Raw genomic sequence first — 23514 nt, 5'->3', positions numbered from 1 at the left:
ATTTTTGTTTTATAGCCTTTTTATCCCACTTCAATAATAATATATACCTGTGCTATTGTAAAAAATATGTTAAAGCTTGTTAAAGCGCTAACGCAATAGTATTAAATGGATATATTTAGCCTCCGTATTACTTACTTTAATTGATATTGATGATCTTCAAAAAAATCGCTTTTGCTGCGTGCTTGTTAACTATTTTTTCACTATCAGCCTTTGCACAGGATGATACAATTTCTCTGCGAAACTTAATTACAAAAACCACCCAGTACACACAAAATTATCCCGCTGAGAAGGTTTATCTGCATTTTGATAAACCCTATTATGCTGTTGGTGACACCATATGGTTTAAAGCCTATGTAACACTCGAGCAAAATCAACTTTCGGCTATTAGCAGGGTTGTGTATGTCGATATGATCAATAATCGCGATTCGGTTGTACAATCATTAAGGTTGCCGGTAGTTAATGGTATAGCATATGGAAATATTGTTTTACCACAAGTTTCTTTTATAGAAGGTAATTATCACATTAGAGCTTATACCAATTGGATGCGGAATTTTGATGCGGGTTATTTTTTTACCAAAAATATTACTGTTGGTAATACAGTTGACAAGGACGACCCGGTTGATACACACATTTCATTTATAAATGCAGTAGCCAATAATAATACGGAAAAGATTATCGCCCATATAACTTATAAAACACAGGACGGTGCCCCGTTACCCGCCAAAAGAGTAACATGGAAAGTGCAATCTGATGATGAGACCATTGACAAAGGAAAAGGTGTAACTGACGCAAATGGTATATTGGAATTAAGTTTTACCAGCAATAAACACGCTGCATTTGCATCTGCCGATTTAACAACAACGCTTGAAATAAATTACAAAAAAAGCGTTACAAATACTTTTCCATTAAAAACAGCTGCAATACCAAAAGATGTACAGTTTTTTCCGGAAGGTGGAAATATGTTGAGCGGTGTACATGCTAAAATTGCTTTCAAAGCTATAAATTCAAACGGGATGGGTGTTAATATTAAGGGAGTGGTAACTGATGATGCTAATAATGAAGTAGCACAATTTGCATCACAACACCTGGGTATGGGCGAGTTTACCTTTCAACCCGAAACAGGCAAAAATTATAAAGCAATGGTATCGTTTTCAGACGGGACAAAAAGCTCATACGATCTGCCAAAAGTTTTAGATGAGGGAATTTATCTATCGGTAAATAATAGTAATCCTGATAGTTTAACCGTCAAACTGGCTTCAAACCCCGCATTTTTAGAAAAATTCAAGAACACACTTTTTTACATAGTAGCTCAAAGCGGTGGTAATGTTTATTATGCGGCACAAACACAATTACAAAATCTTACATATGTATCAGTTTTACCAAAAAGCAAGTTTCCAACAGGAATTTTGCAATTTTCATTACTTACGGCTGAAGGCGATCCTTTAAGTGAACGCTTAGTTTTTATACAACGCGATGATTTACTTAATGTTAGCATTAACACAGATAAGCCGGCTTATTTAACACGCCAAAAGGTACATATGACCCTTACCGTAAAAAACAAAAATCTGCCAGACGTTGGAACGTTTTCTATGGCTGTGATTGATGAGAACAAAGTTCCTTATGACGAAGATAATGAAACAACAATTCTATCAAGCCTTTTGCTTACCTCTGAATTAAAAGGCTATATTGAAAAACCAAACTATTATTTTAATCATGTTGACGCAAAAAAGACAGATGATCTTGATGTGTTAATGCTTACACAGGGTTATAGAAGGTTTGATTATAGTGATATAGTGGCCGGCAAAAAACCGCAATTGTTTTATTTGCCTGAGCAAGGAATTAAAATTACAGGCATGTTACGTACATCGTCAGGCATTGCTGTTCCGCGTGGCAATATCCACATGGCAATATCCGATAAATTGCTAACAATGGATGCCACTACAGATGAATCCGGAAGATTTGTATTTACTAACTTGAATTTTAAGGATTCATCGCAGGTTATAATAAGCGCTAAAAACAATCAAAATTATAAAAACCTTGTTGTAACGGCTGATGCTGAAACAGCACCGACTATGGTTAAAAACATAAATTCGCCAGATAACGTGCAAAATATTGATAGCACATTATCAGTTTATTTAAAAAATACAAAAAGACAATATGCAGCAACCAGAATGTTAAAAGAGGTAGTAGTGGTAGCAAAGTCCGAAGTAAAAAAACCAAGTCATATGGATTATTCTTCGTTAACAGGTTTAAGTCCCCAGCCAGATCATATTGTTAACAGCAGTCAGCTTTCAGGTTGCAATTTTTTATTAGATTGTCTTCAGGGAACTCTGTTTGGTTTTACCTATTCGGATAATAATTTTTACTTAACGCGAGATTATAATCAAAATAATAAATCAACTCCGGCAGCTATTTATTATAACGGTACACCTGTAGATGCAAGTTATCTTGCCAATATTGATCCAAAAACAGTTGAATCAGTTGAAACCTTTTTAAATGATGGCTTAAGTAGTATAAATAAAATGACTAATACAAAGGGAGTTATAGTAATTAATGGAAAACCGAAGCCAAAAGGAGAAAAAATTTCGCTTGCACAACTTAAGGACATGATGCCACAAAACAATGTAATAACAATCAGCCCATTGGGGTATGCTAAATACAAGGAGTTTTATGTTCCGAAATTTAGTGTGCCAAAAAGTAATCCTACCTATTCCGATCTAAGAACTACTATTTATTGGAACCCTAAAATATTTACTGATGCTACCGGAAAAGCATCATTTGATTTTTTTAATGCTGATGGTAAAGGCCCATATCGTGTAGTACTGGAAGGCATAGATGCTGATGGTAATTTAGCTCATTATATTTATCATTACAAAGTTGACTAAGTAGGTTATCAGTTCAAAAAAAAGAGGTTATTTCAAAAAATGAAATAACCTCTTTTAGTTTGTTCGTAAAATTACAACTCTCTTACCCAGATATTTCTGAAGCTAAGCGGTTCACTTTTATCACCATGAGCCTGTAATTTAATTGGAGCCGGGCCGTGCGCTTTGTAAACAGGCTTACCTATATATAGCGTTGGGCCTAACAAGCTAACATCGTTTTCTACCACAACGCCATTATAAATTACCGTAGCGCGTGCGGCGGTTTTTAAAGTGCCATCTTCATTAAAAGTTGGTGCGGTCCAAATTACATCATAGGTTTGCCATTCGCCCGGGGGCCTTGCAGGATTTGCCAAAGGAATAAATTGTTTGTAAATGCTGCCAGCCATGCCATTTACATAAGTCTTGTTTTTGTACGAGTCCAAAACCTGTAATTCATAACCCGCATCGCCCTTACCTAATGACGCTAAAAATACGCCACTGTTTCCCCTTGCCTGGCTTGTACCGGTTATATCAGCAGGGATACGCCATTCAATATGTAGCTGGTAATTTTTAAAAGATTGCTTAGTTTCTATATTACCAGAGTTTTTATTTACCGTAACTATTCCGTCGTGTACACTCCAGTCAGCCGGTTGGCTCCTATCCTGCGTAGAAACCCATTGATTTAAATTAGTACCATCAAACAAAATGATAGCATCAGATGGTGCCTCACTACATGTTTTACCAGGAGTAACTATCGGTGGTTCAGGACTCCAAATCTCAGTGTCCTCTGGCTTAGCTCCCTGCTGTGCTTTAACCGTAAAACAAGTGGCTACAATTGCAAGGGTCAACAAAATTTTATTTCTCATGATTTTTTATTTTTTTATACGTGAAGTACATTTTTAACGTAAGAACAACTTTGTGTAATGCTTACATACGGATCGATATTGGTGTAATTTTCCTGCTCAACAATAAAGTGCTTTACGCCACTCAAATTTGCATATGCTATAATTGCCTTAAAATCAATAGTTCCGTTACCAATTTCAGTATTGCGCTCATGGTTTGACTTATCCATATCCTTAATATGAAATGCGAAGAACCTGCCGGGATGTTTTTTGATGATCTCAACAGGATCCTGCCCTGTACGAACTACCCAGTACAGATCCATTTCCATCTTCACTAATTTCGGATCTGTTCTGTTCAATATCGTATCGTAAAACGTAGTTCCGTCAACTTGTCTCCATTCAAAATTATGGTTATGATAGCCAAATTTTAGGCCTTCTTTTTTACAGATTTCAGCTGCTATACTTATTTTATCGGCAATGCTTTTAAAATCATCAACAGTTTTAATAAAGTCGCCATTAAGGTGCGGAACAATGATATATTCCATGCCGGTAATATGTGCAGCATCGATGTAAGAATGCAACTCATCAGTATTTCCAGTGGCAAAAAAGTTATCAAACTCAAAATGGCCGCTTGGTGTATGTAAGCCATTGTCTTTAAGTAACTTGTTAAATTCACCAGCATCTAATCCCCAAAAACCATTCTTTTTATTATAGCCAAATGTTTCCACTTCCTTATATCCTGCCTTGGCCACTTTAGGTATAACATCTTTTACACCGGTATCTTTCAATTGATCGCGGACGCTGTACAATTGCAATCCTACAATGTCCTTATAATTCTGGGCGAGCAGCATTTTGGGTGCTACCATAACCCCGGCCGATATCATGCCCGCCTGGGCTAAAAAAGTTCTTCTGTTAGTCATTTGGTTTATTTTGGTTAGTTTGGTTTTATTTTTTAAGCGACAGGATGTATTTAACCATCTCCTGAGCATCTGTTATTGATAAGTTTGGATGTGGCGACATGGCAATATTACCCCAGTTGCCCGACCCTCCTTTTATGATCTTATTAGCCAATGTATCAATAACAGCCGGTGAAGCAGTATATTTATTAGCAACGTCAGTATATGCAGGGCCTATCTTTTTCTCATCTACGCCATGACAGGTTAAGCAATCGTTCTTTTGTATTAGACCTGCGCCCAAAGTATCTTTAACAGCTACGGATGTGCTTTGGGTTGATGTAGTAGTTGTTGTTGTTGTTACAGTAGTATCAGTACCGGAACCGGTGGATTGTTTATTATTTCCGCATGCCGAAATTGCCAGCGCTAATCCAAAAATGATTAATGATCTTTTCATTTGTATTATTGTGTGTTATTTAAATTCCTAATATTTTTTTATTGAAAGCTTCGTCACCTCCCGAAGAAGCAAAATCATCAAAAGCCTTATCCGTAACCCTGATGATGTGATTCTTTATAAATTCCGAGCCTTCCCGTGCACCGTCCTCTGAATTTTTCAGTGCGCACTCCCATTCTAAAACCGCCCAGCCGCTAAAGTCATATTGCGCAAGCTTGCTAAAAATGCTTTTAAAGTCAACCTGCCCATCGCCCAATGAACGGAAACGCCCTGCCCTGTTTATCCAGCTTTGATAGCCGCCGTAAACCCCTTGTCTGCCTGTCGGGTTAAATTCGGCATCCTTTACATGGAACATTTTGATCCGCTCGTGATAAATATCGATATATTCCAAATAATCAAGGCATTGTAATACAAAATGCGATGGGTCATACAACAAACAAGCACGACTATGGTTGTTTACTTTCTTTAAAAACATTTCATAACTGATTCCATCGTGCAGATCTTCACCCGGATGAATCTCATAACAGAGATCGATGCCGCATTCATCGTAAACGTTCAATATAGGCTCCCAGCGTTTGGCGAGTTCGGTAAAAGCGTCATCAACTAACCCTGGCGGACGCTGCGGCCATGGATAAACCATTTGCCAGATTAATGCGCCGCTAAAACTAACACTGGCAGTTAATCCTAAGTTTTGCGATGCTTTGGCTGCATATTTTAATTGCTGAACTGCCCAGTCCTGCCTTGCCTTTGGATTATTACGATAAGCTTCGGGTGCGAAGCCGTCAAACAGCAAGTCATAAGCCGGATTTACTGCTACTAACTGACCTTGTAAATGAGTAGATAATTCAGTAATCTCCAATCCGCATTCCTTAACCAAACCATTAAGTTCATCAGCATAAGTTTTGCTTTCAGCAGCTTTTTTCAGGTCGATGAAGTTCGGATCAAGTGTTGGTAATTGTACGCCTTTATAACCCAGGTCCTTTGCCCAATGGCAAATGGATTTTAAATTATTAAAAGGCTCATCGGCACCTATAAACTGCGCTAAAAATATGGCCGGGCCTTTAATGGTTTTCATAGCTGTTATTTTATATTTTAAAGTCGGTCCATTTTAAATCCGATTTTCCTGACGCGATCACATTCTCCACAAAAGCCATCCCCCTTAATCCATCATCAATACCGGGGTAATCCAGCCATTCTTTTTCAGGTTGTTTGCTATCAAGGTCAGCCTTAACACACAACGCGAAGTTACGGTACAAGTTAGCGAATGCTTCCAAATAACCTTCGGGATGCCCTCCAGGTGTACGCGTGTTGTGAGTTGCATATGAGCTTAAATAGCTACCGCCTGTACGTAATATTTCGGCAGGTTTGTCAGGCCATTTCAGCAGCAGGGTATTTGCATTGTCCTGTTGCCACTCCAAGCCCCCTTTTTCGCCATATATTATTATCTTGATATTATTTTCGGAACCTGCTGCAATTTGCGTAGCTACAAGTACACCACTTGCCCCGCTATCAAATTTAAGTAATGCGGCACCATCATCATCAAGCTTTCGGCCTTCAACAACAGTATTAATATCAGCGCATAATTTGGTAACATGCAATCCGCTTACATATTCAGCCAGGTTAAAGGCGTGAGTACCGATATCGCCCATGGCGCCAGCGATACCGCTTTTTGTCGGGTCGGTACGCCATGAGGCTTGTTTATTGTCCTCACCTTCCAAAAAAAAGCTCAACCAGCCTTGCGGATATTCAACATAAACCTTTCTGATCTTACCTAACTTACCTTGCTTGATGATCTGCCGGGCTTCCTTTACCATGGGATAACCGGTATAAGTATGGGTTAAGCAAAACCTTTTACCACTTTGCTCAACCACTTTTTGTAACTCTTTAGCTTCGGCAAGCGAAAACGTCATCGGCTTATCCAGTATCACATTAAAACCATTCTCCAAAGCCAGTTTAGCTGGTTCAAAATGTAAATGGTTTGGAGTGACGATACTTATTACCTGCACACGTTCATCTTTAGGTAATTGCTTTTCCTTTTCGATAAGCTCCTTATAGCTGGTGTAAACGCGGCTTGCAGCTAAACCTAATAACAAACCGCTTGCTTTTGCCTTCTCCCCATCACTGCTAAAAGCACCACAAACCAGTTCATACTCGTCATCTATGCGGGCGGCAATGCGATGTATCGCACCTATAAATGCGCCTTGCCCGCCGCCTATCATTCCTAATCGTAATTTCATATTATCCAAGCACTTTCCAGCCTTCGCGGTACTCGCGTTTTATGTATTGATTAACATCGTTAAAATTAGTTACACGCATGGCATCGTTGTCCCATACCAGCTTTATATTTTCTCCAGGGAAATCATATCCTTTGCCATCCGGCCTTGCTACTTTCAGGTCATGACCACGGATGGAGAGATTTGCCATTAGCAATGCCTCTGTAAGCGGCCCTGCCAGTTTAAATGGCGAGCTCACCACGTCGGGTTTGCCGGCAATTGCAGCATTTACCCATTGCGCGTAGTGGCCATCCTGACCGCCGGGAACGCGGGCAATAGTTTTAGGTACATTTACCTGGCTCGTGCGTGATGTTGGCAGCAATTGCGGATTTAACGAATAAGTACTTGCCATCATTTTTCCTTTTGTACCGATGAATAACATACCGTTGCCGTTATCGCCAAAATCTTCATTCGGGCCTAATTCAACCGGGCGTTCAGGCTGTATGCCACCGTCCATCCAGTGTACGGTAACATCGCCCATCGTTTTTTCAGTTTTAGGGAAAGTCAAAGTGATGTGACTCGATGGCGGGCAGCTATCCGGGAAATAACCTTTTGTAAAGTTATCTACATAAATAGTACCAACGCTTGACTGTACATCTTTAACATATTGCAGATCCAATACACGGAAGGGCGCTTCCATCAAATGGCAACCCATATCGCCTAATGCTCCGGTACCGTAATCCCACCAGCCGCGCCAGTTAAACGGTACCAGCTTATCAACATAACTTTTGTAAGGCGCGGTTCCTAACCAAAGGTCCCAATCCAATTCAGGCGGTACCGGTGGTTTGGTATCCGGCCATGGAATACCTTGTGGCCAAACGGGGCGGTCTGTCCAGCAATACACGGTGTGTACATTGCCTATTTCTCCGGCATCGTACCATTCGCGTAATTGCCTCACACCATCGTTTGATGCGCCCTGGTTACCCATTTGGGTTACCACATTATATTTTTTTGCCGCATGTGTTAAGGCACGGGCCTCAAATACATCATGCGCCAATGGTTTTTGTACATATACGTGCTTGCCCATCTGCATGGCTGAAAGCGCCACAATGGCATGGTTATGATCTGGTATAGAAACCGATACCGCGTCAAAATTCTTATGATCCTTATCCAGCATCTCGCGCCAATCTTTGTAGAATTTCGCTTTCGGGAATTTGGCCACTGTTTTTGCTGCGCTGCGCATATCCACATCACACAGGTAACCAATTTCTGCATTGCCGCTGGCGTAGAAATTGGCGATGTCACTTTGGCCCTTGCCACCCGCACCTACGCCGGCAATAATCAACTTGTCGCTGGGTGCGGTAAAACCTTTTCCGCCTAAAACATAACGCGGAACGATCATGATACCTGCCGCAGCAATTGCGCTGCTTTTAATAAACCCTCGCCTGGAGGTGTTTAATGATGAATCTGGGTTATCGGTCATTGAATATAATTGGTTAGAAGTTATCTATAAAATCAATTTAGCACCATTTACCAAACTTAGTAAATTATTCAAAAAAATAAAGCAACGAATAAATTTGTTACTTAATCTATTGAGCAATAGGAAATGCAGAAAATAACAATTGACTATTACTCACAAATGCTAAGTGTTTACTATCAGGAGACCATGATGGGGTATTGATGGTTCCCTGACCGCCATATAAATAAGCTATAACTTTTATCGGCCCACCACCAACTGGCATTACCCGCAGGTAAACATGCTTATAGAATGGATGATCGCCGGGAGCTACTTCATCTTTCATAAAGGATATAAACTCGATCATTTTTCCATCGGGTGAAACGTGTGGGAACCAATTATCAAAATCGTCATTAGTTACCTGGGTTTGGTTGCTGCCATCAGGGTTCATACGCCACACCTGCATTAATCCGCTACGTACCGAACAAAAATAGATGTATTTACCATCAGGTGTATACTCCGGGCCATCGTCAAGTCCGGGGGCGTCTGTTAATCTTACTTCTTTACCACCGCTTGAAGGTATTTTGTAGATATCAAATTCCTTATTTCTATCGCCGCAAAAAACAATGTATTTACCATCCGGCGACCAGCCATGCATGTAAGAAGGCCCGGTTGGCGTAAGTTGCCTGGTGTCGCCTCCCTCAGCAGGAACAATATATCCTATTGATCCATATTGCTCGCTGTTGCTTATAGCCAGCCATTTACCATCAAATGATAAAACGTGATCATTATTATTAGCCTTAGCTGCGCCGGTATTGAGGACTGACGGTGTGTTTGTTTTCAAATCATATTTATAAAGCAGGCCGTCATTGTTATAAATCAAATACTTTCCGTTCTTAGTCCAGTTTGGCGCCTGTAAAGATTGCGGTGATTGATAAATTATCCGGCTATTACCAGTTTCGAGATTTAGAATTTGAATATCGCTACCTATATATTTTTTATAACCATCATCCTTACCTGCAGGTACAACTATCCTTACATTATTAAACTCAGCCTTTTCAACTACAGCCGGGTTATGCGAGCATACAAATAATCCTATGTAAACATCATCGCCCAAATCAATATCTATTTTTTCGGTAACAAAGGTTTCACCATTACGGGCTACAGACATGGTATAGGTATTACCTTTTCGTTCAATTTGGATGATATCCGCATGTGTGATCGGTGATTTGATTTCTTCTGTTTGGCCGTTAACGGTTTTTCTGTATTGTAACGATGTTAAACCATCACCATGAACAACTGCACTCACGTGTTTTGAGTTTGGATCGAGCGATGCGCGTATCATCCAGCCTAATTTACGATGTTGTTCAATACCAGTACCCAGAAATTGCGCACGTGTGGTTAGTATAAAATCACCTTTCATCTTCTTCCATACATAATGAAAAGCATCATGATCGAACCAGATATTATAACCCGAACCTGTAATTTTATACTGTTGTAATTGTGGTTCATATTCAGCACCACCTGCAAGCTGCTTTACTGACCCAATGTCGGTTTGGTCATCAAATATCCCGATCTCCTGAGCATAGGCGTTGGTAATAAACATTACAAAACATAGCAGAAATAGCAATTTGGTTTTCATAAAAGGCAGGTATTACTATAATTGATATGCTAAGGTAATTAATAGATTTTTAAATGGGCGATGTTTTTTTATTCAAAAAAATTGTCTTTTTAATCATCTCAAAAAAAAAAAGTCTAAAAAAAAGGGAGATACAATTCAATGCATCTCCCTTTTGTGTTTTTTGTTAGACTATTTCCTAACCTTAGTTTTCACTTTATAACCGTTGTATTCTTTGTGGTGTTTGTGAAAAGTGTTGTGGATTTTTTGTTTAAAGCTGCTGGTTTTTTTCACTTTTACAGTTCTCTTGTCTACCCTGTCCTGGGCATGTGCAAATGATGCGAAGCCGATAGCTAAAATCATCATTATTGATAAAATAATTTTTTTCATGTTGGTTGAGTTTATGAACTTACAACTAATAAGCATCATAAATGTTTTAACATTAACTTAATTTACCAAACTTCATCGGGAACAACAGCAAATACCTTTGACGGAACTACATCAGGAACAATTTTTAAAACTGATTTTTGGCAATAGGCTAATTGAAACTCTTTCTTCGAATCGCGATATTCACTAACAGCGCCTATAATGCTTAAAAATTTAATATAGCACCAGGCTAGATCAAGCTGGTAAGCTTTAAAACCTGAACGCGCGCTTTTTGGATATAAGTGATGGTTATTGTGCCATTCGCCGGCTACATAACCCGGCCAAATCTGGTTAATTGACATGTCGTCACGATTGTGATCAACACCTTCACGGCGTTTGTCCTGGCCTTTGCCATGTCCTTCGTAATTATAAGTACGAACCCCTACGGCCCAAACACCTGCTGCACCAAATATGGTACAAACTAAAGCTAAACCACCTATAAAATAAAAACAAGCAAACCAAAATGCCCAATTAAGTACAATTGCTGTTATAGTACGCATCGGAGAGGCCAAAGTGCCCCATTTATTATATTGTGCGAATGAGTTGGTTTTAACGCCGGTATGGCGCATTAAATTAACACATTTACCATAATCCTTTTCAGTAAGGTTACGCCCGATTGGCTGATGATTAACATCAGCTAAAAAGCAATATAAAAAACCGCCATTAGCATTGTACGGGTCACCCGGCTGATCAGAAAGCGCATGGTGAACATGGTGCGAGATTGCGTAGATTTCTTCAGGAATTATTTTTAACGTTAGGTTTTGAGTGAAAAAACGCCAGAAGTTGTTACTGAACTTGTAAGCGCCATGTGTGCAATAACGATGCAGCCAGATTGTACCATGTGTACCCATAACGATCATGCCGTAAACAAAGGCAACGATAAGAAGCTTTAAAGAAAAATATTTAAATATGAACAATGCTAAAAAAGGAGTAAGTAGCACGATCATGAACCAGCTCATGAATGACATCCAGTTCTTTTTATTTTTAAAGACATTTAATCTGGAGAAAAATTCCTTTAAAAGTTCGCGGGGTCCGGGCTTTGAAAGCTCGCCAAACTTATCTTTCCAACCATATGCAGGTTGTTCTAACACATTCTCCAAAAACGCCATAGTAAAATTAATTATAGTTTATATTAGTTAGAGGGATTACGGATGAAAGGTATGGATTATAATTGAAATGTAAAATATTATTTGGATACAATTAAAACCCTGGTAACTAACAAAACACTGTATCAAACCGTTAACTATGTACTTAAACGTATTTAAAGTTTTTATGTTGTTGTAAGCAGGCTTATTTAAATATTATTAATAATACTTAATATACTTGCATTATTGTAATATTTATAACACATTACGCAATAATTATTATTAAACCTTAATGACTTTAGCGCATAATAAAATAATATACGTAAACCTTGGCTTGTTGCTTGTGATCCTGGTTTTCAATATAAATAATTGTTTTTCACAAGATACAGTAAAACGTCACGATAGGCTTACCCAAAGTGTTGCTGAAGATTATTATGTTTTGAAAGGCAATAAAACTATTAAGCAGGGTTTATACCAAGCAATATATGGCCGCAATACTGCTTTAGCAAGCGGAGTTTACAACAACAATAAACAAGTTGGCATATGGCATTTTTATGATGCCAAAGGACAATTAGTAGAAAATTTTGATTTTGACAAAAACGCGATCCTTTATGAAGAGTCAGATAATTACATTACTGAAGCGCATATCAGATATGGCTTTGATGATAGTGTGAAAAAAGATGACAAGGTTACTAAGCCAATGAAGACAGGCGGCCGTTGTTTTGGCTATATTCCATACTTATCAGTTTTTAGATTATCCGACGATTATATTAATGCTGACTTTTCGCAACTTAACGCGATATTGGAAATTTTGGTTAGCCCTGGCGGCAGATTAGCTGACTTTAAAATACATATACAAGGACCAGATGATAGCGAAAGGATAACCTCATTTTCTCCTGATCTGATAGATTACCAAGACAGGTTATTTGTGCCTGCAACTATTAATGGCAAACCCGTGTTATCCCGGATATTTGTACGCTGCCGTATAACAGATGGCGGGCAGTTGGACGTATATTGATAAAAACAAAAAACCCTCCCGTTTTGGAGGGTTTTGATAAATATTAGTGAGCGTGGTGCCCGTCAGGCCCATGAGCGTGTCCATGAGACAATTCCTCTGGTGTTGCAGGGCGAACATTTAAAATGTTACCTTTAAAATGCAATTCCTGGCCCGCCATCGGGTGATTCAAATCAACAATAACCGCATCTTCAGCAATAGAAACAACCTGCCCCTGGAAACGGTTGCCGTTATTATCCTGTAAAGGTACGATGCTGCCAATTTCCGGTACATCGGTACCATTAAACATTTCTTTTGGCAGGTTTGCTACAGCTTCATCATCATATTCGCCATAAGCATCCTGTGCTGATAAATGAAAGTCATAATTATCACCTGTTGATAAGGTGCTCAAATTGTCTTCGAACTTAGGCAGCATCTGCCCTGCTCCATATAAAAAGGTTAAAGGCTGCTCCTGTGTAGCGCTCTCAACTAATGTTTCTTTGCCGTCCTGGTCAACATACAAATCGTAAGTTAATGAGACTACGTGCTGTGATTCAATTTTCATTGCAGATTGTGTTTCTTATAAAAGTATTTTGGAATTAATTTGTTTTACCGCGTCATTAGAATTGTAAACGGGCAGGCTACAGGTTTTATCCTTGCAGATAAAAATTTGTGTCTTGTCAGAAAACTTTTCCTGCAGCAAAGGTAAACTTCCTTTTTTACCCCCCAAGATAATTTTGTTTGGAATATATTTTTTTTCAATCTCCAGGCGCATCTCTTCGTAATTATCACCAGTAATGGCAACTTCGTAAACACCGAATATCTCATCCAGCAGCAACATTGCCCAGTTAGAGTATGACGAACCATACTTTGCCATATGCGGCATCACATTTCGTAATAACTGATCGGATATTTCATGATATTCTTCATCATCGAACAACAACCCAAGCCTTTTTAGGTTCCGTGCCATTACTGAATTTGATGACGGAATCACGCCGTCCATAATTTCCGATTTGCGTGCGATCAATTGCTCATCTGCGTCCGCGGTAAAATAAAATATGCCACTTGCGGGGTCATAAAAATGGGCGATTGCATAGTCGGCTAAACCACGGGCGTGTTCCAGCCATTGTTCGTCGAAAGTGACTTCGTACAATGCGACCAAAGCATCAACAACATTGGCATAATCATCCAAAAAAGCGATGGAGTTATTATCTACACCTTTATAAGTACGTGATAAACGGCCATCTTCGTTAACCATGTACCTTACTATAAAATCAGCGTTTTTGAGCGCCATATCCAAATAATCATGCTCATTAAAAGTACGATAAGCATCGCATAATCCTTTTAACATTAAGCCATTCCATGAAGCTAAGATCTTATTATCCAATCCAGGGCGAATGCGCTGATTACGGGCGTAAAAGATCTTCTTTTTACTTTCCTCAATTTTCTCCATCATTAACTCCAGGGGCAAACCTAACTTATTAGCTAACTGTAAGTCTTTTTCCTGCCTGAAAAGTACATTGGTATGCTCCTCTTGCCAGTTGCCATCTTCGGTGATGTGGTAATAGATGCAGAACAGATCAGCTTCATCTCCCAAAATAGTCTCAACCTGTGCTTTGGTGAACGTGTAGAATTTTCCCTCTACCCCTTCACTATCAGCATCTAGCGCGCTGTAAAAGCCACCATCCGGGGATGACAATTCTCTAATAGAAAAGTTTATGATCTCATCAACAACTTGTTTGTATAATTGGGAGCTTTTCCAGGTATAAGCCTCAGAATAAAGACTGATCAGCTGCGCATTATCATACAGCATCTTCTCAAAATGCGGTACATGCCAACGCCCATCAACAGAATAGCGTGCAAATCCGCCGCCAATATGATCATAAATACCACCGAACGCCATTTTTTTTAAGGTTAGCATAACGTTTTGTGTGATGTCGGCGTCATTCATCAAATAGCTGTAACGCATTAAAAATTGCCAGTTATTCGGCATCGGAAATTTGGGTGCCGAACCCATACCGCCTTCTTCAGGGTCAAAATATTTTTTCCAGTTCTCAACAATCATCTGCAAATCTTCTTTAGCGTATTCCGGTTGCTCCTTAATAAAATCTATGGTCTCGAAATTTTGGATACCCTCTGTTAGCTTAACAGCATAGTCTTCGGCTTCAGCAGGTTTTTGTTTATAGAAATCAGCCAGGTTAAATAATAACGATGCCCAGTCATTTTTCCTGAAGTAAGTTCCGCCGTATATCGGTCTTTGATCGGGCAAACATATACAATTTAGTGGCCAGCCCCCCCTGCCGCTCATGAGTTGTACCGCACTCATGTAGATTTGGTCGATATCCGGGCGTTCTTCCCTGTCAACTTTAATACAAACAAAATACTGATTCATTACACCGGCAACGCTTTCATCCTCAAAACTTTCATGCTCCATTACATGGCACCAGTGGCAAGCGGAATAGCCGATGCTTACGATGATCAACTTATTCTCTGCTTTAGCCTTTTGCAAAGCCTCAGTCCCCCAGGGATACCAATCTACAGGATTATTGGCGTGTTGTAATAAATATGGCGAAGTTGAATTTGCGAGATGATTCATAGTAATATATAGTCGGCTAAAATGCAATAATTAAGCCCCTTATGTTAAAGCAATTGTGAATAATAAAAGTTTTTTTACGCTGTGATAAGTTTATCAACATGTCAATAATACAACGCTTTTGTATCATCCTTAAAACAAACACTTTATTAAAAATTATTTTAGTTAATTTGCGGCTTTAATTGACTATATGCAAACTAAACTAAAACACTTGCTGGGAGCATGCGCCTTATTTCTTATGGCCTTCAGTGCTTCCGCACAAACCACACCCGATTCTGTAAAATATGATCACAACGATCTGTTCGGCCCAACAGTTTGGCCAACCACAACCGGCGATACCCGCTCGGCTAGCGGACAGCCCGGGCAAAACTACTGGCAAAACCGTGCTAATTACCTCATCCACGCTACTTTGGATGAAGGCGCTCAGGATACCACCATTACTGGTGATGTAACTGTTGACTATATTAACAACAGCCCTGATAAACTGGACTATTTATGGTTCCAGCTTGATCAAAACTTGTTTAAACCTGATTCCCGCGGGGCAGCGGTTACCCCAATGAGCGGCGACCGTTTCGACGTGCGTGGCTTTAACCGTGGCGGTTACCACATCGAATCGGTAACAGTTACCTATAAAGGCATAAGCTACAAGGTTACACCGGTTATTACAGATGCCCGTATGCAGGTGCGTTTAAATACACCACTTGGTGCTAAAGGCGATAAGATCAGCGTAAAAGTAAATTATAACTTCTCTATCCCTTATTATGGCGCCGACCGTATGGGCCGTAAGAAATTTAAACAAGGCTGGGTTTACGAAATTGCACAGTGGTACCCGCGCATGTGTGTTTATGATGATGTTGAAGGATGGAACACCCTGCCTTACATGGGCTTAGGTGAGTTTTATTGTGATTATGGTGATTTTGATTACTACATCACAGCACCATCAAACATGACCGTAGTTGGATCAGGTGATTTGCAAAATGCTATGCAGGTACTTACTCCTGCCCAGCAAACCCGTATGGCTGCAGCCAGGAACAGCGATAAAACTGTAATGCTGATCAAACCGGAAGAAGTTGGGCAGGCTGCATCACATTTAGGCAACGGTAAATCAACCTGGCACTTTAAAATGCTGAATAGCCGTGATGTATCATGGGCTGCTTCAACTGCTTTTATCTGGGATGCCGCTAAAGTTAATTTCCCTTCGGGCCGTAAAGGTATAGCACAATCAGCTTACCCAATCGAAAGTTCAGGTAATGATTCATGGAGCCGCTCCACCGAATACCTGAAAAACAGCATGGAGATCTACTCCAATGCTTATTTTGAATATCCGTGGAATTCAGCGGTTAGTGTATCGGGCGTTGCTTTGGGTATGGAATATCCGGGTATCATATTTTGCTTAAGCAATCTGAAAAATAAATCACTTTGGGGTGATATTACCCACGAGATCGGCCACAACTGGTTTCCGATGATCGTTGGTACAAACGAGCGTAAATACATGTGGATGGATGAAGGTTTTAACACATTCATCAATATTTACGCTACCGATCATTTTAACAATGGCGAATATAAGGATACAGCAAAGATCGCTCAACGTATTTTACGTAGCTACCGCCGCAGTACCGACCCGTTAATGACCCCTCCGGAAGCTATCGGACTGAATGATTACGGCCAGTATTACAGCAAAACTGCATTAGGACTTGTTATGCTGCGTAATGATGTGTTAGGCCCTGAAAGATTTGATTTTGCCTTCCGTGAGTATATTAAGCATTGGGCATTTAAACATCCGTTACCATATGATTTCTTTAGGGCGATGAACGATGCATCGGGCGAAGACCTGAACTGGTTCTTTAAACCATGGTTTTTTACTACCTGGAAACTTGACCAGGCTATACAAGGTGTAACTTATATTAATAATGATCCTACCAAAGGCGCAATCATTACTTTAGTAAATAAAGATAAATTGGCAATGCCTGTTGAATTGCTGATAACACAAGCGAATGGCACGGTTGAAAACTTGCATCTGCCGGTTAACGTATGGCAGCGTGGTGGTGTATGGCAGTTTAAATATCCGTCAACATCGGCTATAAAATCTATCGTACTCGATCCAAATCATGAATTACCTGATTCGGATCTGAAAAACAACGTGTACAACGCGAAGTAAGAATTAAGAGTAAAGAATCAAGATATGTAAAGCCGGAACTTAAGTTCCGGCTTTTTTGTTTATAGTCGATTGATTTTCGTCTTGATTCTTGAATCTATTAACAAAAAACCTTGGCTCTTGATTCTTTTCCAACTATATTAGCCCAACTAATAATATTAATAATGAGGATCCCGATATTCCAGGCTGATGCATTTACCGATAAACTATTTGGCGGCAACCCGGCTGCTGTTTGTCCCCTAACGGAATGGTTGCCTGATGAGGTGATGCAAAAGATTGCCATTGAAAATAACCTGGCAGAAACCGCTTTTTTTGTAAGGACGGAGAATGGCTATAAATTAAGATGGTTCACTCCTGAATATGAGATCGACCTTTGCGGGCATGCAACCCTGGCATCGGCACATATATTATTTAGCGAACTGGCTTACGGTAGCGATGAAATTCATTTTGAAACCGTAAAGGCAGGCATATTGCATGTTAAGCGCGATGGCGATAAATATACCATGGATTTCCCTTCGCGCCCACCAATACCTATTGAAGCGCCGGTTGGTTTAGTTGAAGCTTTGAGCGATAAACAACCTGTTGAGGTTTTAAGATCAAGGGATTACTTTATCGTTTACGAATCAGAGGATGATATCAAAGACCTTTCGCCGGACTTTTTCGCGCTATCAAAAATGGATACTGTGGGTGTCATCGTTACAGCTCCGGGTAAGGATGTAGACTTCGTATCCCGCTTTTTCGCGCCGGGTGCAGGTATTCCGGAAGACCCGGTTACCGGATCGGCACATTGCAACCTGATACCCTATTGGGCTAAAAAGTTAGGCAAGGATAAACTTCACGCTTACCAGCTATCTGCCCGTAAAGGTGAGCTTTGGTGCGAGCAAAAAGGCGACCGGGTGCTGATGAGCGGCAATGTGGTTACTTATTTGAGCGGGGAAATTGAAGTTAAAGGATAAAGGACAAAAGCACATCTGCCCTTTAATCTACTTAATATCCTATTGTAAACACTTCCCTGATATGCATCGGGTTTTCAATCTCGTCGATAATGCCGATGGCGAAATCTTCCATAGATATGTGGCTTTTGCCATTAGCATCCACCAATAGTTTGGTATCCGTACGGAATTTGCCGGTGCGCTCGCCGGGCATGATCTCCGCGGATGGGCAGGCGAATGTCCAGTCTAAATCTTTTTCTTTTTGGTAGAGTTTGAGTGCTTCGCGATGTGCTAAAGACACCGCCTTGTATTCTGCCGGAAAATCAGGTGTATCGACTAATTGAACTCCAGGCGAAACTTCCAGACTGCCTGCTCCTCCTACTATGATCAGTCGTTTAACGTGCGCTTGTTTTAAGCCGTTGACAATCGGCACAACAACTTCGGTTAGTGTTGATGCGGGTGCGCCATTTGTGGGACTGTATGATACTACGACCGCATCCTGGTTAAAGGCTGCAGTTTCTACATCCTGCGAGTTGAATAGGTCGGCTTTGGCTACTTTCAGGTGTTCATGGGTTTTGGTGTAATTTTCGGGGTGACGGACCGCGGCGGTAACATCGTGCCCACGGCGAAGCGCTTCATCAACTATGCGGCTGCCCATACGTCCGCCTGCTCCAAATACTGCAATTTTCATAAGGTGTTTGTTTGTTAATGGATAAAGGAGAAAGGTGGTGGGTTTGTTTGCGGGGGATTGAAAGATTGTGGGTTTTCTACCTCCTGTCGTTTCGGTCGAAGGCAGAAATTTTCTGTGACTTGTTTAGTTCGCTTGCCCGGTGAAGAAGATTTCTCCCTCCGGTCGAAATGACAAGCGGTTGCGAATAATGATAAGACAATCGATTTCACGACAAATTTAAGAACAACTATATTTTTATATAGCGTTGTTTAGTAAGTTTGAACAAATCTTATCTCGATTAAAATTAATATGGACAAAAACACCATCTATATAATATTAACAATTTTAAAAGCAGTAATTATAATCACTGGTATGGTGAATATATGTTTGAATTTTATTTCGTGGAGAAGAACTAAGGATGGTAATAAATTGAAAAAGATTGCATTTATATTCGGTGGAATTTTTTTATCGCTAATAATACTCACTGGGATAGAGTTTATTATTGCGTTTAACTAAGTCTATTCTGCTACCGTAAAATCAACCCATTAAACCCCACCCTCCTCCCACTCCGAGGCGGGAGTCGCACGTATCCAACCCACTTAACTTCGCAACAAATATTTTCAAAAAACAATTTTTATAGCTACTTTGAAGATCGGAATTTTTGCGTCCTCAATTAATTTAAATGCAGCTTACCAGTTTAGAAATCAAGGGTTTTAAAAGCTTTGGCGATAAGATCACCATTAATTTTAATGAGGGTGTTACGGCTATTGTAGGCCCTAACGGCTGTGGTAAATCCAATGTAGTTGATTCCATCCGCTGGGTACTCGGCGAACAAAGCACCAGGATGCTGCGATCGGAGAAAATGGATAACATCATTTTCAACGGATCAAAGAGCCGCAAGCCTGCAAACCTGGCCGAGGTTTCGCTGACTTTCGATAATACCAAAAATATCCTGCCTGTTGAGTTTTCGCAGGTTACCATCACCCGTAAATTGTATCGCAGCGGCGAGAGCGAGTACCGTTTGAACGATGTGCAATGCCGTTTGAAGGATATTACAGATTTATTTCTGGATACGGGGATCGGTTCGGATTCGTACGCTATCATCGAGCTGCGAATGGTTGATGAGATCATCACCAATAAAGAAGGTTCGCGCAGAAATTTGTTTGAGGAGGCATCGGGAATATCCAAATATAAACTTCGTAAAAAACAAACATTCAATAAGTTAAAAGATACCGAGGCCGATTTGGAGCGGGTAGAAGATCTGCTTTTCGAAATAGAAAAGAACCTAAAGACGCTTGAAAATCAAGCCAAAAAGACGGAGCGTTATTACCGCATCCGCGATCAATACAAATCACTGAGTATTTTGCTGGCTTCGTTCAGGATAGCGCATTTTAGTGAATCGCTGGCAAAGATCGAGGAGAAAGAACTGGTACAGCAGGTGGAAAAATCGGGTATATCTGCCCAAATAGATACGTTAGAAGCGGCTTTGCAACAGCAAAAGCTGGATAGCCTGAACAGGGAGAAAAATCTTTCTATTCAGCAAAAAACAACGAATGAGTATGTTTCTAAGATCCGTACTTACGAGAGCGAGAAGAAGATCAAAAATGAGCAACTGAAGTTTCAAAAGGACAAGGAATCGCGCGTGAGCGAAGAACTGGAACGCGACCGTAACCAGCTAAACCATGTGTTGTATAACATTAAACGTTTAGCCGAGGAAAAGCTGCAGGAAGATGAAACGCTGCAAACCATACAAGTGCAGCTGGCCGACCTGAAGGAGACCGTTGATGAACTACGCGGGCAGCAATCATCAGGTCGTAATGAGTTGAACGAGTTGACCGCCAATAATAATAAGCTGCAAAATCAGGTTTATAAAGCCGAAAAAGACCTTGAAATACTACAGATCCAACAACAGGCTTTAGAGCAGGAAAGCCAGCGTAACATGGAGGACGCAACAAATAAGGAAGTAGAGCTCTCTCATTTTAACGAGGTTGTCGCCGAATTGCAGGAACGCACCGAAGCTTTAGACCAGGAATACCAAACGCTTGTCGATTTTGAAAAGAAATTGCAGGAGCAACTGACCGGGATAGACAGTGAACTTAATATCGTAAAAGAGAGCATCACTGCCGATAGCCGTAAACTGGATGCAAAGCAAAACGAGTATAACCTTACCAAAAGTATGGTTGATAACCTGGAAGGTTTCCCGGAATCGATCCGTTTCCTGAAAAAGAATGCAGATTGGGCCAAGAATGTTCCCCTCTTCAGTGATATTTTATTTTGCAAAGAAGAATACCGCGTAGCGATTGAGAACTACCTGGAGCCGCTGATGAACCATTACGTGGTGAATAATTATGATGAGGCGATCAGCGCGATCAAGTTATTGAGTAATTCGGCTAAGGGGCGGGCACAATTTTTTGTGCTGGATAGTTATAAAAATAATCAGCAGCAAAAAGGAAGTTTTGATGGCGCCATACCTGCTTTGGATGTGGTTGAGGTAGATATGTATTACCAAAGCCTGTGTAACTATTTGCTAAAGGATGTTTATTTAATAGATGACCGAAATGAGCAAGCGTTAAACAGTGCTTTCCTGCCCGAAGGTGTTGTGGTTATCGGCAAGAGCGGAAAATTCAATAAATCAAAACATACCATGGCAGGTGGTTCGGTGGGTTTATTTGAGGGTAAACGGATTGGCCGTGCCAAAAACTTAGAGAATTTAGCTAAAGAAATCAAGCAATTTGATACCCGTGTTAATTATTTTAAAGATCAATTACAAGAGTTGCAAAACAGACAGGCCGCTTTAAAGGCATCCAACAAAACAGAAGAACTTAAGCAAAAACAACTGGAGGTTAACCGTTTGAATACGGAACTGATCACGGTTAAAACCCGGCAGGAACAATATCAGACTTTTATTAACAATAGCTTGAACCGGAAGGATGATATCGCGAAAAAAATCAGTGGAATAATTGAGGAAACGGCGGCATTAAGGCCTGAACTTGCCGAACTAAAAACACAAAAACAAATTCAAAACGACCTGCTTATTAGTAAGCAAGCTATTTTTAATGAGCTGAATGAATTTGTATCCGTTCAATCGAATACTTACAACCAGGAAAATATCCGTTTTCACCAACAACAGAATAAAGTGTCGGGTTTGGTGAAAGACCTGGATTACCGCGAAACGCAAAAAGAACACTTAGAGGGCCGCATTAAAGTAAATAGCGCCGAGTTAGAAAAAATAAAAGCTGCTATTCAGGAAAACCTGCAGTTGGCCGATAATTCAGACGATGACCTTTTGGAAATGTACGCCCAAAAGGAAGCCCTGGAAAAAGCTACCCAGCAAGCCGAACAGGAATATTACGAATGGCGCGGAAAAATTACCGAAGCTGAAGCGGAGATAACCAACCTGCGCCGTAATAAAGATAATGCCGCATTTATTGAGAACGAGCTTAAAGATCAACGCAATAACCTTAAGATTGAGCTTAATGCCTTAAAGGAACGCCTTTCGGTTGAGTTTAATGTGGATATTAATGAGCTGCTAGATACTGAAGTCCCGACAGATGAAAGCGAGGATGACTTGCTGGAGAAAACACAAAAGCTAAAAAGGCAAATGGATGATTTCGGGGCGATAAACCCGATGGCGGTAGAAGCTTACAACGAAATGAATGAGCGTTACCAGTTTATCCAGGCACAAAAAAAGGACCTGGCAGAAGCTAAAGCATCTTTATTAGCAACTATACAGGAAATAGATGATACGGCTAAGGAAAAATTTATGTCGGCCTTTATTATGGTGCGGGAGAACTTTATAAAGGTGTTTCGCTCGTTGTTTAATGAAGAGGATTCATGCGATTTGGTATTGACTGATCCGGATAAACCGCTGGAATCAGATATTGACATTATCGCGCGGCCTAAAGGAAAAAGACCATTGTCGATCAACCAGTTATCAGGCGGTGAGAAGACTTTGACGGCTACGGCTATCCTGTTTTCGCTTTACCTGTTGAAGCCTGCGCCTTTCTGTATTTTTGATGAGGTTGACGCGCCGCTGGATGATACAAACATTGATAAGTTTAATAACATCATCCGGGAGTTTTCGAAGGAGTCGCAGTTTATCGTGGTATCACATAATAAGCGGACCATTGCCAGCACGGATATTATTTACGGAGTGACCATGGTGGAGCAGGGAATATCTCGGGTGGTGCCTGTGGATTTGCGACAGTTGGCGGATTAGTTTTAGTGAGCGTGGACGCTCATTGGGTTTGGGTTCAAGCGTGGACGCTTAGACCGGCAGGGAAGCTGATATAAATATAGACCAATCTTTACTAAACAAGGTA

General features: G+C 40.4%; 17 protein-coding genes. 5 read left to right on the top strand and 12 right to left on the bottom strand.

Going from position 1 to position 23514, the window contains the following annotated elements; genetic code table 11:
• Nucleotides 1-149 precede the first annotated feature (149 nt).
• Nucleotides 150-2885 carry an Ig-like domain-containing protein gene (locus ACYZ0U_RS10480; RefSeq protein ID WP_461452038.1) on the top strand — a complete coding sequence of 912 codons (2736 nt, stop codon included), beginning with the start codon at nucleotides 150-152 and terminating at the stop codon, nucleotides 2883-2885.
• Between the two features lie 71 nt (nucleotides 2886-2956).
• On the opposite strand, the gene ACYZ0U_RS10475 is transcribed toward ACYZ0U_RS10480, so the two are convergent.
• The 9 genes from ACYZ0U_RS10475 to ACYZ0U_RS10435 all read right to left on the bottom strand — a co-directional run bounded on the left by ACYZ0U_RS10475 (nucleotide 2957) and on the right by ACYZ0U_RS10435 (nucleotide 11872).
• The gene (locus ACYZ0U_RS10475; protein ID WP_461452037.1) at nucleotides 2957-3727 is read right to left on the bottom strand and encodes a 3-keto-disaccharide hydrolase; all 771 of its coding nucleotides are present in this window, start codon (nucleotides 3725-3727) and stop codon (nucleotides 2957-2959) included.
• Between the two features lie 14 nt (nucleotides 3728-3741).
• Nucleotides 3742-4623: a sugar phosphate isomerase/epimerase family protein gene (locus ACYZ0U_RS10470; protein WP_461452036.1), complete on the bottom strand. Its 882-nt coding sequence runs from the start codon at nucleotides 4621-4623 to the stop codon at nucleotides 3742-3744.
• A gap of 25 nt (nucleotides 4624-4648) precedes the next feature.
• Complete coding sequence (locus ACYZ0U_RS10465) at nucleotides 4649-5053, bottom strand: c-type cytochrome (protein ID WP_461452035.1); 405 nt, start codon at nucleotides 5051-5053, stop codon at nucleotides 4649-4651.
• Nucleotides 5054-5072: 19 nt separating this feature from the next.
• Complete coding sequence (locus tag ACYZ0U_RS10460) at nucleotides 5073-6125, bottom strand: sugar phosphate isomerase/epimerase family protein (protein WP_461452034.1); 1053 nt, start codon at nucleotides 6123-6125, stop codon at nucleotides 5073-5075.
• A 10-nt stretch (nucleotides 6126-6135) separates the two neighbouring features.
• On the bottom strand, nucleotides 6136-7287 hold the full coding sequence (locus tag ACYZ0U_RS10455) for a Gfo/Idh/MocA family protein (RefSeq protein ID WP_461452033.1): 1152 nt from the start codon (nucleotides 7285-7287) through the stop codon (nucleotides 6136-6138).
• A 1-nt stretch (nucleotide 7288) separates the two neighbouring features.
• Complete coding sequence (locus tag ACYZ0U_RS10450; protein ID WP_461452032.1) at nucleotides 7289-8746, bottom strand: Gfo/Idh/MocA family protein; 1458 nt, start codon at nucleotides 8744-8746, stop codon at nucleotides 7289-7291.
• A 106-nt stretch (nucleotides 8747-8852) separates the two neighbouring features.
• On the bottom strand, nucleotides 8853-10361 hold the full coding sequence (locus tag ACYZ0U_RS10445; protein ID WP_461452031.1) for a TolB family protein: 1509 nt from the start codon (nucleotides 10359-10361) through the stop codon (nucleotides 8853-8855).
• A gap of 168 nt (nucleotides 10362-10529) precedes the next feature.
• A complete protein-coding gene (locus tag ACYZ0U_RS10440) occupies nucleotides 10530-10727 on the bottom strand; it encodes a hypothetical protein (RefSeq protein ID WP_461452030.1) in 198 nt (65 codons plus the stop codon).
• A gap of 62 nt (nucleotides 10728-10789) precedes the next feature.
• Entirely contained in the window at nucleotides 10790-11872 is a 1083-nt protein-coding gene (locus ACYZ0U_RS10435) for a fatty acid desaturase (RefSeq protein ID WP_461452029.1), read from the bottom strand.
• 268 nt (nucleotides 11873-12140) lie between these two features.
• Here ACYZ0U_RS10435 and ACYZ0U_RS10430 point away from each other — a divergent pair, with 268 nt between their 5' ends.
• Nucleotides 12141-12866: a hypothetical protein gene (locus tag ACYZ0U_RS10430; RefSeq protein ID WP_461452028.1), complete on the top strand. Its 726-nt coding sequence runs from the start codon at nucleotides 12141-12143 to the stop codon at nucleotides 12864-12866.
• 43 nt (nucleotides 12867-12909) lie between these two features.
• Here the strand turns inward: ACYZ0U_RS10430 and ACYZ0U_RS10425 are convergent, their stop codons facing one another.
• Together ACYZ0U_RS10425 and ACYZ0U_RS10420 are read right to left on the bottom strand one after the other, a co-directional pair.
• Nucleotides 12910-13407, bottom strand: coding sequence for an FKBP-type peptidyl-prolyl cis-trans isomerase (locus ACYZ0U_RS10425; RefSeq protein WP_461452027.1), 498 nt, complete (start codon nucleotides 13405-13407; stop codon nucleotides 12910-12912).
• Nucleotides 13408-13422: 15 nt separating this feature from the next.
• A complete protein-coding gene (locus ACYZ0U_RS10420; protein WP_461452026.1) occupies nucleotides 13423-15438 on the bottom strand; it encodes a thioredoxin domain-containing protein in 2016 nt (671 codons plus the stop codon).
• Nucleotides 15439-15625: 187 nt separating this feature from the next.
• Between ACYZ0U_RS10420 and ACYZ0U_RS10415 the strand changes: the two genes are divergently transcribed.
• Entirely contained in the window at nucleotides 15626-17593 is a 1968-nt protein-coding gene (locus ACYZ0U_RS10415; RefSeq protein ID WP_461452025.1) for a M1 family metallopeptidase, read from the top strand.
• Nucleotides 17594-17754: 161 nt separating this feature from the next.
• On the top strand, nucleotides 17755-18546 hold the full coding sequence (locus ACYZ0U_RS10410) for a PhzF family phenazine biosynthesis protein (protein ID WP_461452024.1): 792 nt from the start codon (nucleotides 17755-17757) through the stop codon (nucleotides 18544-18546).
• 31 nt (nucleotides 18547-18577) lie between these two features.
• Here the strand turns inward: ACYZ0U_RS10410 and ACYZ0U_RS10405 are convergent, their stop codons facing one another.
• On the bottom strand, nucleotides 18578-19213 hold the full coding sequence (locus ACYZ0U_RS10405; RefSeq protein ID WP_461452023.1) for an NAD(P)-dependent oxidoreductase: 636 nt from the start codon (nucleotides 19211-19213) through the stop codon (nucleotides 18578-18580).
• Between the two features lie 661 nt (nucleotides 19214-19874).
• Between ACYZ0U_RS10405 and smc the strand changes: the two genes are divergently transcribed.
• Nucleotides 19875-23411: a chromosome segregation protein SMC gene (smc, locus tag ACYZ0U_RS10400; RefSeq protein ID WP_461452022.1), complete on the top strand. Its 3537-nt coding sequence runs from the start codon at nucleotides 19875-19877 to the stop codon at nucleotides 23409-23411.
• Nucleotides 23412-23514: the final 103 nt, after the last annotated feature.

Source organism: Mucilaginibacter sp. (assembly GCF_965225845.1).
In the GTDB taxonomy this organism is placed as follows: domain Bacteria; phylum Bacteroidota; class Bacteroidia; order Sphingobacteriales; family Sphingobacteriaceae; genus Mucilaginibacter.
Note: the sequence above shows the minus strand (reverse complement) of the source record. Positions and strands in the feature narration are given on the sequence as shown.

What these genes read in the sequence shown, in the direction of transcription:
- ACYZ0U_RS10480 (WP_461452038.1), top strand. Translation starts at nt 150, where the DNA reads ATGATCTTCAAAAAAATCGCTTTTGCTGCGTGCTTGTTAACTATTTTT.
- ACYZ0U_RS10475 (WP_461452037.1), bottom strand. Translation starts at nt 3,727, where the DNA reads ATGAGAAATAAAATTTTGTTGACCCTTGCAATTGTAGCCACTTGTTTT.
- ACYZ0U_RS10470 (WP_461452036.1), bottom strand. Translation starts at nt 4,623, where the DNA reads ATGACTAACAGAAGAACTTTTTTAGCCCAGGCGGGCATGATATCGGCC.
- ACYZ0U_RS10465 (WP_461452035.1), bottom strand. Translation starts at nt 5,053, where the DNA reads ATGAAAAGATCATTAATCATTTTTGGATTAGCGCTGGCAATTTCGGCA.
- ACYZ0U_RS10460 (WP_461452034.1), bottom strand. Translation starts at nt 6,125, where the DNA reads ATGAAAACCATTAAAGGCCCGGCCATATTTTTAGCGCAGTTTATAGGT.
- ACYZ0U_RS10455 (WP_461452033.1), bottom strand. Translation starts at nt 7,287, where the DNA reads ATGAAATTACGATTAGGAATGATAGGCGGCGGGCAAGGCGCATTTATA.
- ACYZ0U_RS10450 (WP_461452032.1), bottom strand. Translation starts at nt 8,746, where the DNA reads ATGACCGATAACCCAGATTCATCATTAAACACCTCCAGGCGAGGGTTT.
- ACYZ0U_RS10445 (WP_461452031.1), bottom strand. Translation starts at nt 10,361, where the DNA reads ATGAAAACCAAATTGCTATTTCTGCTATGTTTTGTAATGTTTATTACC.
- ACYZ0U_RS10440 (WP_461452030.1), bottom strand. Translation starts at nt 10,727, where the DNA reads ATGAAAAAAATTATTTTATCAATAATGATGATTTTAGCTATCGGCTTC.
- ACYZ0U_RS10435 (WP_461452029.1), bottom strand. Translation starts at nt 11,872, where the DNA reads ATGGCGTTTTTGGAGAATGTGTTAGAACAACCTGCATATGGTTGGAAA.
- ACYZ0U_RS10430 (WP_461452028.1), top strand. Translation starts at nt 12,141, where the DNA reads ATGACTTTAGCGCATAATAAAATAATATACGTAAACCTTGGCTTGTTG.
- ACYZ0U_RS10425 (WP_461452027.1), bottom strand. Translation starts at nt 13,407, where the DNA reads ATGAAAATTGAATCACAGCACGTAGTCTCATTAACTTACGATTTGTAT.
- ACYZ0U_RS10420 (WP_461452026.1), bottom strand. Translation starts at nt 15,438, where the DNA reads ATGAATCATCTCGCAAATTCAACTTCGCCATATTTATTACAACACGCC.
- ACYZ0U_RS10415 (WP_461452025.1), top strand. Translation starts at nt 15,626, where the DNA reads ATGCAAACTAAACTAAAACACTTGCTGGGAGCATGCGCCTTATTTCTT.
- ACYZ0U_RS10410 (WP_461452024.1), top strand. Translation starts at nt 17,755, where the DNA reads ATGAGGATCCCGATATTCCAGGCTGATGCATTTACCGATAAACTATTT.
- ACYZ0U_RS10405 (WP_461452023.1), bottom strand. Translation starts at nt 19,213, where the DNA reads ATGAAAATTGCAGTATTTGGAGCAGGCGGACGTATGGGCAGCCGCATA.
- smc (WP_461452022.1), top strand. Translation starts at nt 19,875, where the DNA reads ATGCAGCTTACCAGTTTAGAAATCAAGGGTTTTAAAAGCTTTGGCGAT.